General features: G+C 59.0%; 11 protein-coding genes and 1 pseudogene. 5 read left to right on the top strand and 7 right to left on the bottom strand.

Annotation, left to right across the window (positions count from 1 at the left end):
* Window positions 1–87: 87 nt before the first annotated feature.
* Entirely contained in the window at window positions 88–1,374 is a 1,287-nt protein-coding gene (phoR, locus tag HBO41_RS22650; RefSeq protein ID WP_178111008.1) for a phosphate regulon sensor histidine kinase PhoR, read from the bottom strand.
* A gap of 81 nt (window positions 1,375–1,455) precedes the next feature.
* Window positions 1,456–2,145, bottom strand: coding sequence for a phosphate regulon transcriptional regulator PhoB (gene phoB / locus HBO41_RS22645; protein ID WP_003195617.1), 690 nt, complete (start codon window positions 2,143–2,145; stop codon window positions 1,456–1,458).
* A 154-nt stretch (window positions 2,146–2,299) separates the two neighbouring features.
* Here phoB and HBO41_RS22640 point away from each other — a divergent pair, with 154 nt between their 5' ends.
* Window positions 2,300–2,677 carry a hypothetical protein gene (locus HBO41_RS22640; protein ID WP_017135806.1) on the top strand — a complete coding sequence of 126 codons (378 nt, stop codon included), beginning with the start codon at window positions 2,300–2,302 and terminating at the stop codon, window positions 2,675–2,677.
* A gap of 101 nt (window positions 2,678–2,778) precedes the next feature.
* Here HBO41_RS22640 and ubiA read toward each other — a convergent pair whose 3' ends face one another.
* Window positions 2,779–3,669, bottom strand: coding sequence for a 4-hydroxybenzoate octaprenyltransferase (ubiA, locus tag HBO41_RS22635; RefSeq protein ID WP_017135807.1), 891 nt, complete (start codon window positions 3,667–3,669; stop codon window positions 2,779–2,781).
* Window positions 3,669–4,232 carry a chorismate lyase gene (locus HBO41_RS22630; RefSeq protein ID WP_017135808.1) on the bottom strand — a complete coding sequence of 188 codons (564 nt, stop codon included), beginning with the start codon at window positions 4,230–4,232 and terminating at the stop codon, window positions 3,669–3,671. Before HBO41_RS22630 ends, ubiA begins: the two co-directional genes overlap by 1 nt.
* A gap of 195 nt (window positions 4,233–4,427) precedes the next feature.
* On the opposite strand from HBO41_RS22630, the gene HBO41_RS22625 reads away from it, so the two are divergent.
* The 4 genes from HBO41_RS22625 to HBO41_RS29565 all read left to right on the top strand — a co-directional run bounded on the left by HBO41_RS22625 (window position 4,428) and on the right by HBO41_RS29565 (window position 7,488).
* Window positions 4,428–4,595, top strand: coding sequence for a rubredoxin (locus tag HBO41_RS22625; RefSeq protein WP_003213373.1), 168 nt, complete (start codon window positions 4,428–4,430; stop codon window positions 4,593–4,595).
* 36 nt (window positions 4,596–4,631) lie between these two features.
* Window positions 4,632–5,780 carry an NAD(P)/FAD-dependent oxidoreductase gene (locus tag HBO41_RS22620; RefSeq protein ID WP_017135809.1) on the top strand — a complete coding sequence of 383 codons (1,149 nt, stop codon included), beginning with the start codon at window positions 4,632–4,634 and terminating at the stop codon, window positions 5,778–5,780.
* Window positions 5,781–5,971: 191 nt separating this feature from the next.
* The gene (locus HBO41_RS22615) at window positions 5,972–6,247 is read left to right on the top strand and encodes an HU family DNA-binding protein (protein ID WP_003213368.1); all 276 of its coding nucleotides are present in this window, start codon (window positions 5,972–5,974) and stop codon (window positions 6,245–6,247) included.
* Window positions 6,248–6,558: 311 nt separating this feature from the next.
* On the top strand, window positions 6,559–7,488 hold the full coding sequence (locus HBO41_RS29565) for a hypothetical protein (protein WP_262380479.1): 930 nt from the start codon (window positions 6,559–6,561) through the stop codon (window positions 7,486–7,488).
* A 157-nt stretch (window positions 7,489–7,645) separates the two neighbouring features.
* Here HBO41_RS29565 and HBO41_RS22605 read toward each other — a convergent pair.
* The 3 genes and pseudogenes from HBO41_RS22605 to HBO41_RS22595 all read right to left on the bottom strand — a co-directional run.
* Window positions 7,646–8,737: pseudogene (locus tag HBO41_RS22605) on the bottom strand (type IV secretion protein Rhs); the annotation flags it as partial.
* A 16-nt stretch (window positions 8,738–8,753) separates the two neighbouring features.
* Window positions 8,754–9,323, bottom strand: a complete 570-nt coding sequence (locus tag HBO41_RS22600) for an Imm26 family immunity protein (RefSeq protein ID WP_017134641.1) — start codon at window positions 9,321–9,323, stop codon at window positions 8,754–8,756.
* A 13-nt stretch (window positions 9,324–9,336) separates the two neighbouring features.
* Window positions 9,337–13,725 (bottom strand): RHS repeat-associated core domain-containing protein, encoded by a 4,389-nt coding sequence (locus HBO41_RS22595; RefSeq protein ID WP_169987835.1) that lies wholly within the window; start codon window positions 13,723–13,725, stop codon window positions 9,337–9,339.
* Window positions 13,726–13,811 lie beyond the last annotated feature (86 nt).

The following is a 13,811-nucleotide window of genomic DNA, read 5'->3' as shown; positions in this document are numbered from 1 at the left end:
GCGGCCTGCCAGTTGAGTTGATTTCAGCTGACCCACCGCCATCGCAGGCAAGCCAGCTCCCACACTTAGATTTACGTTGTTTTCGGGTTATTCATCTGTGCCGATCACCCGCGAGCGGGTCATCTGCGCCGGTGGGAAATGGCAGGTAAAGGTGCTGCCATGCCCCAGCACGCTGCTGATCTCCAACCGTGCGCGGTGGCGCAACAGCACGTGTTTGACGATCGCCAGGCCCAGCCCGGTGCCGCCGGTGTTGGAGTTGCGGCTTGAGTCGACGCGGTAGAAGCGTTCGGTCAGGCGCGGCAGGTGCTTGGCGTCGATACCGATGCCGGAGTCCTGCACGCTCAAGTGTGCGCCGTGCTCATCGCTCCACCAGCGGATGCGGATATTGCCCTTGTCCTGGGTGTACTTCACGGCGTTGAACACCAGGTTGGAAAACGCGCTGCGCAACTCACCTTCGCTGCCTTTGAGCAATACCTGCGGGTCGGCTTCCAGTGTGATCTGTTGCCCGCGCTCGCCGGAAAGCGCCTGGGCGTCATTCTTGATGGTCTGCAGCAGGCTTTGCACCGCCACCGGATGGTTGTCCGATGGGTAATCGGTGGCTTCCAGCTTGGCCAGCAACAGCAGGTCATTGAGCAGGGTTTGCATGCGTGAGCCCTGCTGTTGCATCTGCTGCAGGGCACGGCTCCAACGCGGGTTGATCTCGTCGACGTTGTCCAGCAGCGTCTCCAGGTAGCCGCAGATCACCGTCAACGGCGTACGCAGTTCGTGGGAGACGTTGGCGACGAAGTCTTTGCGCATCTGTTCCAACTGGTGAATGCGGGTCACGTCGCGCACCAGCATCAGGTGCTCGTTGTTGCCATAACGCGTCAGGTACAGCTGGATGCGCACGCGGTCATTGGTAGGCGAGGGGATTTCCAGCGCTTCTTCGTAGTTTTCCTGCTCGAAATATTCCTTGAAGCGCGGGTGGCGCACCAGGTTGGTCACCGGCTGACCGCTGTCCTGGGGCGTCTTGAGGCCCAGCAAGGTCTCGGCAGCGCGGTTCCACCACTCCAGGTTGCCGTCGCTGTCGAGCATGATCACCGCGTCTTTGAGCGCAGCGGTAGACTCCTGCACCCGGTCGATCACCGCCTGCAGGCGCCCGCGAACCCTTTGGTCGCGGCGTTGCAGGTGGTAGATGCTGTCGAACACTTCGCCCCACAGGCCGTAGCCGTCGGGTGGTGCTTCGTCGGGTTTGTGCTGGCGCAGCCATTCATGCAGGCGCAGCAATTGTTTGAGGGTCCAGCCCAGGTACAGGCCGATACCAACGGCCAGGCTCCAACCGTAATAACCGCTGATCAAACCCACCACCAAGCAACCGGTGATCAACAGAAGCATGTGGCGAATCAGGGTGCCATGCCAGTTCTGGTTCACTTAAACATGCGTCCTTGTCAGCTGTTAAGGAAAGGAAGGGCCGGCTCAACCTTTGGTGGAAAAGCGATAGCCGGTGCCGCGCACGGTTTGTACCAGATTCTCGTAGGCATCGCCCAAGGCTTTGCGCAGGCGGCGGATATGCACGTCAACCGTGCGCTCCTCCACATACACATTGCCGCCCCACACCTGGTCCAGCAATTGCCCACGGGTATAGGCGCGCTCCTGGTGGGTCATGAAAAATTGCAGCAGGCGGTATTCGGTCGGCCCCATCTCGGCCGGCTTGCCGTCGATGGTCACGCGGTGGCTGATCGGGTCCAGGATCAGCCCGTCGACTTCGATCGGCGCTTCGCCATCGGTAGGGCCGGCACGGCGCAGTACGGCCTTCAGGCGCGCTACCAGCTCACGTGGGGAAAACGGCTTGGTGATGTAGTCATCAGCGCCGACTTCCAGGCCCTGGATCTTGTTGTCCTCTTCACCCTTGGCGGTGAGCATGATGATCGGGATATCCCCGGTCAGCTCGTCACGCTTGAGGCGACGGGCCAGTTCGATGCCGGAGGTGCCGGGCAGCATCCAGTCCAGCAGGATCAGGTCCGGCTTGCGGTCGACGATAATGGCATGGGCCTGCTGGGAGTTCTCCGCCTCCAGGCAGTCATAGCCGGCCATTTCCAACGCAACGGCGATCATCTCGCGAATGGGCGCTTCGTCGTCAACGATCAGAATGCTCCTGCCAACCATGCTCAAAATCCTCTTGTCATTTAACTGTCTTGCGCCGCATTAGATAACGGAATTATTGCAGTCGTGTGACAGTAATTTAGACGATCGGGCAATTCACGGCACTCTGGACTACCCTTTGGGTCCGAATCCTGACAACCACAAAAGGAAGGTTCCGATGACTTACAGCACTGTTTCATGGAAAGCCCTGTTGGTATCGGCGGCGTTGACGCTGCCGGGCCTGGCGTTTGCGGCGGAGCCGGCGATGACTCACGACGGAATGTTGGTGGATCACAAGGGGCTGACCCTCTACACCTTTGACAAGGATGCCGACGGCAAGTCGGTGTGCAAAGACCAGTGTGCGACCAACTGGCCGCCGCTGAAGGCTGAGTCTACTGACAAGTCGATGGGTGATTGGACAGTCATTACCCGCGACGACCAGACCAGTCAGTGGGCTTACAAAGGCAAGCCTGTCTACACCTACAAGGATGACAAGAAGGCGGGTGACAAGACCGGTGATGGCAAGGGCGGGGCGTGGCACGTAATCAAGCCCTGACCACGCAGTGCGGCTGAAACCATCGCGGGCAAGCCCGCTCCCACAGGGGAATGCGTTCCAAATGTGGGAGCGGGCTTGCCCGCGATGGCGTCAGCACTGACTTACCGAAACCCGTAATCCGCCACAATCCCGACAAAAATCGCCAACCCCGCCCAGTGGTTATGCAAAAACGCCTTGAAGCATTTCATCCGATCCTTGTCCCGGGTGTACCAGAATTCCCAGGCAAAACAGCCCGCCGCCGCCAGCAACCCCAGATGGAACCAGCCACCCAGCTCGAACCGCTGCCCCGCCAATAGCAGGCACACCAGCGATAAACCTTGCAGGGTCAGAATGATCACGCGGTCCGCATCGCCGAACAGAATGGCGGTGGATTTCACCCCGATCTTCAAGTCGTCATCGCGGTCGGTCATCGCGTAATACGTGTCGTAGCCCACCGTCCACAGCAAGTTGGCGATGTACAGCAGCCACGCCGTGGCCGGCAAATGCCCGGTCTCGGCAGTGAATGCCATCGGCATGCCCCATGAAAACGCCGCGCCCAGCACCACTTGTGGGTAATAGGTGTAGCGCTTCATGAACGGGTAGCTCGCCGCCAGCGCCAGGCCGCCCAAGGACAGCAGGATGGTGGTCGCGTTGGTCAGCAGCACCAGCAGAAAACTGATGCCCATCAGCACCGCAAAAAACACCAAGGCCTCTTTGGAACTGATCTTGCCGCTCACCAGCGGCCGTTGCTCGGTGCGTTTCACATGGCCGTCGACCTTGCGGTCGGCCCAGTCATTGATCACGCAGCCGCCGGCGCGGGTCAGCACCACGCCCAGCACGAAAATCACGATATTGAGCAACGACGGCGAGCCCTTGCCCGCAATCCACAGCGCCCAAAGCGTCGGCCACAACAGCAGGTAAATTCCGATGGGTTTGTCCATGCGGGTCAACTGAATGAAATCCCACGCCCTGGGGTTCAGGCGGTTCAAGGACTTGAGCAGACGTTGATACATCAGCAGTTCTCCGGATGGTCATGCAGCGCCTGCCAGAAGCTGGGCAGGAAAATTTCCGCGACCAGCACGCTCAACGGCCCGCGATCAAAGCGCGAGCGGCGCGCCCACAGGCCATCGGCCTGGTCGGCGCTCGGCAGCCATTGCCGTGGGTAATGGCATACCTCGATCGCCTGGCGAGTGAAGGCCTGATCGCAGAACAGCAACTCGCCCAGCGAACGGCTGCCCAATTCGTCCATGTGCAAGCCATCGCCCTGCAAGGCACTGCGCGCCGCCACGCTGCGGGCAAACACCCATGGTTGGCCATGCCCGCGCAAATACACTTCGCGTACCCAGCCGACCGTGGCCGGGGCCATACCCAACGCCGCACATTCATCCTCGCGCAGTGGCTGCCAGCCTTCGAACAGTGGCGTCACGCTGAAGCCGTCGTTGGAAAGCCACGTAAGCCGGCGCGTCAGCGAGCCTTCGTCGAACAGCCAGTTGAGGGTCAATGGCGCGGGCATTGGGCTCAGAAGGCTCTGGGTCAGCCATTGGCAAGCATCGGGACAGGCGATTGAGTGCGGCACGGTGAGTCAGTTTTGGCAGTAAAAGAGGCGGCGAGCTTACCATGGCGTCCTGAACTTTTGCCGGGCTGAACCGGCCGTTTGCGCCGAACATGCTTGCATCTGCCGGCCTCGATCAGTACAAAACGCCCTGAGCCGCACGGCAACGTTGGTCTATCGACCGTCGGCCAAGATGCCTGGACCCTGAGGAAGCAAGTAATGAAGAAGTGGCAATGTGTAGTCTGCGGCCTGATCTATGACGAAAAAGACGGCTGGCCGGATGACGGTATCGCACCGGGCACCCTGTGGCAGGACGTCCCGGAAGACTGGCTGTGCCCGGACTGCGGCGTGGGCAAAATGGATTTCGAAATGATCGAAATCGGCTAAACATCGGTTTAAGAAACGTACTACAAGGAGAAAGGAATGAACGCACCTGTCGTGATCATCGGCACAGGGCTGGCCGGTTACAACGTGGCCCGGGAATTTCGCAAGCTCGACAGCGAGACCCCGTTGCTGCTGATCACCGCGGATGACGGGCGCTCCTACTCCAAGCCCATGCTCTCCACCGGCTTTGGCAAGAACAAGGAAGCCGATGGCCTGAGCATGGCTGAGCCGGGCGCCATGGCCGAGCAACTCAAGGCCGAAGTGCGCACCCACACGCGCATCAGCGGCATCGACCCGGGCCACAAACGCCTGTGGATCGGCGAGGAAGCGGTAGCCTACCGCGACCTGATCCTGGCTTGGGGCGCAGAAGCCGTGCGCGTGCCGGTAGAAGGCGATGCGGCGGAACTGATTTTCCCGATCAATGACCTTGAAGATTACGCACGCTTCCGTGCCGCTGCTGCCGGTAAGCGCCGTGTGCTGCTGCTGGGCGCGGGCCTGATCGGCTGTGAATTCGCCAACGACCTGATACTTGGCGGCTATGAAATTGATCTGGTCGCACCCTGCGAGCAAGTCATGCCGACTCTGCTGCACCCAGCAGCGGCTGGCGCTGTGCAAGCCGGGCTGGAAGGCCTCGGCGCGCGGTTCCACTTGGGCCCGGTGCTCAACCGCTTGCAGCGCACGGCGGATGGCCTGGAAGCGCACCTGTCGGATGGTGAAGTGATCCACTGCGACCTGGTGGTCTCGGCCATCGGCCTGCGTCCGCGCGTGGACCTGGCTGCTGCCGCCGGCCTGCAGATCAACCGTGGAATCATGGTGGACCGCCACCTCAAGACCTCCCACGCCAACATCTACGCCCTGGGCGACTGCGCCGAGGTCGATGGCCTCAACCTGCTGTACGTGATGCCATTGATGAGCTGCGCCCGCGCCCTGGCCCAAACCCTTGCCGGCAACGCCACCGCCGTCAGCTATGGGCCGATGCCGATCACCGTCAAAACCCCGATCTGCCCTCTGGTGGTATCGCCGCCGCCACGCGGCACCGAAGGCGTGTGGAGCGTCGAAGGGCAGGGCGCCGACATCAAGGCCTTGTGCCGCGACGCCAGCGGCCGCCTGCTGGGTTATGCGCTGACCGGCAGCGCCGTCATGGAAAAACTTGCCCTTAACAAAGAACTTCCGCCATTGCTGGCGTAAATGCCGGTCGTTCTGTCGGAATCAGCACCTTCTTACCCCCAGAAAGGTCGCCGCGAGACTGGCGGAGCGTGCGAGGGCATGCCATCCTCACTCCCGTCTGCCGCAGAGTAGAGCCTGCGGCGCCTTGGGCGCTGCTCCACCAGAGAGCAGCACGGACATAACAACAAAAAACCGTCAAAGAGGCTTCACTTATGCGTAAACCAGAACTCGCAGCCGCTATTGCAGAAAAAGCAGACCTGACCAAAGAGCAGGCCAACCGCGTCCTTAACGCCGTTCTCGAAGAAATCACCGGCGCCCTGCACCGCAAGGACAGCGTCACCCTGGTGGGCTTCGGCACCTTCCTGCAACGCCACCGCGGCGCCCGCACCGGCAAAAACCCGCAAACCGGTGAGCCAGTGAAAATCAAGGCGAGCAACACCGTTGCATTCAAGCCGGGCAAGTCGCTCAAAGACAGCGTCAACCCGTAATAGCAGGACCGTCTGAAGGGAGGCGGGTTGGTAAGAAAATGGGCACGCCGACTGGGTTGGGTGCCCATTTTTGTTGGGCGTCGTTAAAGCGGGTGATGGCACCGGCACTTCAATGGCTCTAAAGGTGGGGGGCAAAGCAACGGGTCGTCTCGATGTTTTTTATAACTATTTAAATGTTCAGATTCAGCGCAGCAGTCACGCGTACGGAGTTAGGCTGCTATTTGAGTTGGAACGGTTTTGCTTTATGCAACCACGTATAGGCTGAGGTTGCAGGGAGCCCTCCTTAAGTCGATAACTTACTTGGAGAAAAAATGAAACTATCCAATCAAGCCTATGTTCCCCTCCTTCCGCCCCTGACTAACGTCGATGTGGCACAACCAAAACTACCGGAGCCACCAGGACTACTCGATCAGTCCTCCCAACCGACTAAACCGGGCGCGCATACATTAGATCCAAATGCTTACCCTGAAGGTACCGCTGAGGAGCATAGTAATAGAACGATCAGGGGTTTTAGGTTTCGCCCCAGAATACCTGCAACAAGGCCACTCAAACCGCCAAAACCGCTAACGCCACCTAAACCACCTAGGCCCGCACCCTCGGCGAGTAGGCCAAGCAGTGTTGCGAGTGCTGCCAATACCGCCAGGGCTGTTGGCGCTTTGCAGTTCCCTCCCATTGCCTCCTCACTGGCCATTCAGGCGCGAAACTCGTTCGTTGAGGCGGGTGTAAGTACCCTGATCAACCTTCCACTCAGCGTTGCCCAGCATGTAACGTCGAAAGCCATGACGGATAGAATTGACGCGCAATCGAAAATGCCCGGCGCAGAGAAAAAGAACGTAGACGGAACAAAGAGTACTGTAGATCCGTCCGCGACAGATCAACAAAAAATAGAAGCACGCCTGGAAGGTGCTGAAATAAAAACAGAGTTATTGGCCAACACCATTCTGTCCATCAACGAAGGGGCAGACGCTAACGCCGTAGGTAAAGACCCCGCGGCGTCAACCGACATCAATGCGCGATTGACCGGCCTTGAGAAGAGGATGGACACAATAGAGGGGCAGATGGAAGGCATCGCTGAACGATACGGACTTGTCTACTGCCCCTATTCCGAACCTGAATCTTCGCAAGCACCGACAGATAAGTCTCGTGTAGAGACTATTGAGCAGCGCTACAAGTATATGAATACAATGGTTAAAAAATTGAAAGCTGCCAAGGAAATCGATAAAGAGGATGATGCGGAATAAGATTTTTTAAGAAAGGGAGGAGGGGACAGATTTATTTAATTTTGCTGAGTTTAATAAAGTTGTCTCCTTTTCCGTTGTTGTTGCAGGGTAGGTGTTAGCGGAAAAGGGGACGCATTTATTTAAGAGCTAGAGTGAGATGAGAAATAAATCTGTCCCCATTTTTCCCCTCAACCAACCGACTTTCCGCGTCATACGCAAACCGCTGCACCCCTCGCTTGGCGCTGCGCTTCTCGACCATTCGCCCAAACGCGTCGTAGCGATAACGCTTGTCCTGATACGTCAGCAGCTTGTTATGCACCACCAACCCGGCGCCTGCGTGCGGGCCATCCAGCAGGTTGGCGGCGGCGTCGTAGGCAAAGGTTTCGCGCTGCCCATGCAGGCTGTCCTGGCTGGCGATGATGCGGCCGGTGGCGTCGTAGTGCAGCAGTTGGCGATGTTGCGCGGCGGGTTGCTGGTCGAGTTTGCCGATCAGGTTGTCGGCGGGGTCATATTCGAACTGTTTTTGCGCTGTCGCCGGCATCAACGATGGCTGAGCCGCAAGACGCCGTTGGCGTGAGCGCAGGCGGCCGCTGCGGTCGTATTCGCTGCGGGTGCTGAGCTGGCCCTGGGTGCGCAGCACTTCGCGGTGCAGGCGGTCGCGCTCGAAATCGCTGATGACCTGGCCGTCGAGGTTGATCTGGTGCAGGTGGCCGAGTTCGTCGTAGTGATGTTGCAGGTTGCCACCGGCACTCTGTTCGGCAAGTAACTGGCCGAGGGCGTCGTAGGCGAAACCCAGCGCCTGGGCGTTGCCTTGCAGATCAGTGAAGGTCACAGCCGTGAGCTGATCTACCGCATCGTAGCTGTAGTCGGTGCGGCCATCGTCGGTGGTTTTGGCGACCAGTCGGCCGACCGCATCACGCTCCAGCCGATGAACGATGGGCGCGGGTGGCGTCTCGGGCACCACCGCCAGTCCATTGCCATAAGGTGCAGGATGAGCAGTCACCGCGGTGATGTTGTCGAGCAAGTCATAGTTGTAGCGTTTGGCGCTGCCGTCGAAGTCTTGCTGCTCGGTCAGCCGATCCCTGGCGTCCCATGCGAACCGATAGCTCTCACCGTTCTCATTGACCAGCGCTTGCAGCCGCCCGTAGCTGTCGTAACCAAATTGCACCTGCCGCCCATGGGCATCGGTGCGCTGGCGTACCTGGCCACGCCGGTTGTGTTGGTAGAGCGTGGTGTGCCCGGCGGGGTCGGTATAGCCATAAAACCTGCCCTCTTTTCTCCCGTTTTTATTGGGCAGCGAATAATGCTTGTGCGCTGAGTGCGGCCTTATTTACTCGTTCTGAGGCGATGGTGCTATCAATGCGCAAGTCGGGGGGTAACTTCTCATAGTCCATCGGCTCAGCATCAGAGATCGCTCCACGTAAGTGTGCGATCACCCTGAAAATAATGTGATGCATGCGCCAGCAGATGGATGGCTCAATGTTGTTCAGCTGTTGCTCTGTAGCGGGCTTGCTGACACCGCCTACCCAGATTTCTGACTCGAACGCGAATTGAATTTCGTCATATCCAGAGGACTCTTTTTTGTAGTCCGGATCACTGAAAAGGATCTTCCATCGAGGAATTTCCGAGAAAAGCATGCTGCAGAAAATCGGTCGGAACAGACGTGTGGAGGTGTCTACCTCGCTCAATGACACGGGTATTTGCGTATAAAATTTCGCAAAAACCTCGATCAGATGCCCCAGCGCAGGGGGAATGAGCTCGATATAGCGGGCAATAACAAACCCAGTCTCATCTGAAGAATTGAGGGCCGGGATATAAAAAAGATCGCCCGGTTTAGGTGACTTCAGGGTTTTCATGCAATGGCCTCATTTATGTACAGGATTTGACTTTGCTTGGTTTGAGGCCCAGCGCCTTCGCCGCAACTTTATAGTTTTTATAGTGAGATTTTCCACGCGCATCAGTGCGGCCTTTATTAATGGGTTCAATGACGTTGCCTGGGAATTTGCCCTTCGTTTTATATTTCTCGCGATACGCTTGTTCATAGCCCTTGGCTTGAGTGTAAGTCATCTTGCCATCCTGGCCCTTCAACACTCTAAGCTCCCCTTTTCCGAGACGTGTGGACCTGTCGTGCTGTTTTTCACGTGCGGCGGGAAGTTGCTCTGTGTGACCAATGTAATACGGTGTTTTGGCATTGGGGGCGTAGAGTCCGTATACATAAAAACCAGGTTTGTTCAGCGGTGTTTGAACCCAGCCTAGTGGATCGCTCCAAGTAAAGGGATTTGCGCCGTACAAGTAGAGATTCAGGCCACCTTGCAACCCAATCGGATCCGGCGTCGTAAACCGTCCCATATCCGGATCATAAAACCTGAACGTATTAAAATGCAGCCCCGTCTCCCGGTCCAGATACTGCCCCTGAAACCTGAGGTTCTGCTCCTCAATGTAATAAGGCTCACGCACCTCTTCCAGCGTGTTGCCCCACACCCGATAAGTCGCCTGCCAGAGCATGTGGCCATCCATCTCTGTCAGCTGCTCCGGCAACCCATTCAGGTCGTTATGGTAGTAACGAATCTTCTGCAACGGCCCGGCACCGTCAACGCGAGCCAAGGGTTGGTAGCCTTCATCTTCATAGACGTACAGGCTTGTTTGACTGTGCTTATGCTCCTGCAATAACCGCAAGCCGTCCCAGGTAAACCGCGTTTCCCCCAGTGGATATCCATCACCGCCATGCTCGGTTTTTTCTATCCGACGGCCTAGCGGGTCATACACCATCCTGACCACGCTACCATCGTCATTACGCACCTCAACCAACCGGCTCTCAGCGTCATACGCAAACCGCTGCACCCCTCGCTTGGCGCTGCGCTTTTCAATCATCCGCCCAAACGCATCGTAGCGATAACGCTTGTCCTGATACGTCAGCAGCTTGTTATGCACCACCAACCCGGCACCCGCTTGCGGGCCATCCAGCAGGTTGGCGGCGGCGTCGTAGGCGAAGGTTTCGCGCTGCCCGTGCAGGCTGTCCTGGCTGGCGATGATGCGGCCGGTGGCGTCGTAGTGCAGCAGTTGGCGATGTTGCGCCGCGGGTTGTTGGTCGAGTTTGCCGATCAGGTTGTCGGCGGGGTCGTATTCGAACTGCTTTTGCGCCGCTGCGGGCATCAGCGTTGGCTGGCTGTTCAGGCGGCGCTGACGTGAGCGCAGGCGGCCGCTGCGGTCGTATTCGCTGCGGGTGCTGAGCTGGCCTTGGGTGCGCAGCACTTCGCGGTGCAGGCGGTCTCGCTCGAAATCGCTGATGACCTGGCCGTCGAGGTTGATCTGGTGCAGGTGGCCGCTGCCGTAGTACAGGCGGTTGAGCCAGCGGCCGTCCGGCAACTGGGTCTGGATCAGGTTGCCGAGTTCGTCGTAGTGGTGTTGCAGGTTGCCACCGTCACTCTGTTCGGCAAGCAACTGGCCGACAGCGTCGTAGGCGAAACCCAAGGCTTGGGAATTGCCTTGCAGATCAGTGAAGGTCACAGCCGTGAGCTGATCTACCGCATCGTAGCGGTAGTCGGTGCGGCCATCGTCGGTGGTTTTGGCGACCAGTCGGCCGACCGCATCACGCTCCAGCCGATGAACGATGGGCGCGGGTGGCGTCTCGGGCACCACCGCCAGTCCATTGCCATAAGGTGCAGGATGAGCAGTCACCGTCGTGATGTTGTCGAGCAAGTCGTAGTCGTAGCGTTTGGCGCTGCCGTCGAGGTCTTGCTGCTCGGTCAGCCGATCCCCGGCGTCCCACGCAAACCGATAGCTTTCACCGTTCTCATTGACCAGCGCTTGCAACCGCCCGTAGCTGTCATACCCAAACTGCACCTGCCGCCCATGGGCATCGGTGCGTTGGCGTACCTGGCCTCGCCGATTGTGTTGGTAGAGCGTGGTGTGCCCGGCGGGATCGGTGTAGCCCACCAACTGCCCGCTGGCGTCGCGCTGATACTGCTCGGTGCGCCCATCCGGTAATTGACTGCTGAGCAAACGCCCCTGGGCGTCGTAGCTGAACTGCGTGCGTTCACCCAAGGCATCAGTGATGACCTGCAAATAGCCACGGTCGTCGTAGCTGAAACGCGTCGGGTAGCCCGAGCAGTCGATATGTTCGACCAACTGCCCAAACGGGTTCCAGCGCAGTTGTTTGCTTTTGCCAGTGGCATCGATGATTTCTACTGGCTGGCCGTGGGCGTCATAGCGGTAACGGGTGATATAGCCCAGCGGATCGGTCTCGGCGATGCAATTGCCGCGAGGGTCGTAGCGATACTGCCAGCTGTTGTCGGCGGCGTCGGTTTCCACCAGCGGCAACGCCCAATGCTCCAGCCACAAGGTCGAATCACTGCGGCCCAGCGGGTCGGTTTCGCCAATTACGTTACCGCTATCATCGTAGCTGTATTCATAGCGCCCACCCAGTGGGTCAGTCGCGCTGAGCAACTGACGTTCGTCATTCCACTCAAATAGCCAAGTCTGGCCGAGGTTGTCGCTGTACTGAATGATCTGATGCTGAGTGTTCCAGTGCCGCGTGCTCACGCGCTGCAGACCATCGGTGATGCGCGTTAAGCCAGCCTGCAGGTCATAGTCGAACTGGTAAGCATCGCCCTCATCGGTCCAATGCCGAACCACGCGCCATTCCAGGCCTTCAACTAGTGCCCACTCATAGAAACAGCGCAATCCGGTGGGCAACTGATGCTCCACCATTCGGCTCCCGGCATCGTAGGCGAAGCGCCGCTGCACTTGATCGGTTGCATCACGCACTTGCACCAGATTGCCCGCCGCGTCGTAGCCATAGCTCACCAGCACTTCGCGACGTTGATCCGGGTACAGGCGTTCGATGCGGCTCAGATAGCCCTGATCGCGGATCAGCTCAACCTGAACCAGATCGAACGTGTCGCGCAGGCGCACCAAACGTCCGGCTTCGTCATAGTCGATATAGATACGGTTGTCGTTACGATCACCCAGTTGGCTCAGGTGCAGTCGTGCCGAGTTTGCGGGGGCCGGCTCGAACAAACGATACATGCCGTCGTCGCTTTCGATCAGCAATTGCCCATTGAGGTGTCGCCGCACCGCAAGCCCTTCGCCCGGGCTGAACACTGCGCCGCCCAACGGAATGGCGCCCATGTCGATGGGCCGCCCCTGCTCATCGGTATAGACCAGCGTTTCGCCGCCTTCGGGATGCGGCTGAATGTCGACGCATACTTCGTAGGGTACGCTCCAGCCGACGCCAAACAGGCTGCCCGGGCGCTCATCGCGGCTGTTGTAGAAGCGCTGCCAGTCAATCGGGAGGATACCCGGCAGCACGAAATCCAGGTCGTCGACATCACCCAGTACCTTCGCGCCCGTCGCGGCATGCACCGGATTCGACGAGCCCATCGCGGCGTTGGCCGCAGCGCCCATCGCGCTGCTGATGGCCATCGAAGTGGCGCCGCTGACCAACATGCACGGCAACTTGCTGAAGAACTTGCCCTTGCCACCCTTTAGCATCAACAACGCCGTAACCGCCAACCCGACGCCAGGCGTCTTGCCGCTGCGAATCTCACGCACCACCACCGAACCGCCACCAATGGTCACGTTGGAGGAAATCAGCCCGGACGACACCACCGTCGCATCGCAGGTACTGCGATCACCACTGCGCACGGCGGGTTGGCCGTTGACCGTGACTTTTTCCGACCCCTCGGCCAGAAACTGCGGCGGCATGGGCGGGTGCTTCATGCACACCACCAGGTCCAACGGCTTGGGCACAGCGCCCGGCGCAGGGGTGGCGACGGTAGGGCGCCACATCTGCGAGAAGAACCCCTCGGCCATGTCCAGGAAGCTGGGTTCTGGTGCGGGCGGGGGGGCTTCCAGCTCGGTACCGGCCGGTTCGACATGGGAGCTGATTGCTCCCGCAGCGCGGGCGGCTGGCATCTTGTTGGTCAGGGTGTTGGTGGAGCCGGTGAGAATGTTCGCCTGCACCGTGGGCGGAAACAGGGCGTTGCTAAAAGCGTCGCATAAATGGGTCAGCCCTTTGTCTGCTCCGCTCTTGCTCATCAGCAGGCCGACAATCGTGCCCACCACCGCGCCGAGCAGGATGCACCCAAGCCCGCCTGTGGCGACGGTGATACCGGTGACCGCCACCACGGCAACCGTCGCCGCAGCCGTGATCGCGATATTGGCCGCCACCTCCAGCACACCGCCGAGGATGTCCGCCATCATCGAAGTGTGGGACAGCGCATCGCCCATCCGGGCTGCCCATAACGCGTCAGACATATAGGTTAAAGACTGTACAAAATATTGTAGAAGGAGGTTTGCTTATCGTTTATCAGTGACAGATCGTGGCCTGTTGGAATCTTTTC

This window comes from Pseudomonas sp. WS 5146 (genome assembly GCF_012985495.1).
Lineage (GTDB): Bacteria > Pseudomonadota > Gammaproteobacteria > Pseudomonadales > Pseudomonadaceae > Aquipseudomonas > Aquipseudomonas edaphica.
This window is presented reverse-complemented; position numbering and strand designations above follow the sequence as displayed.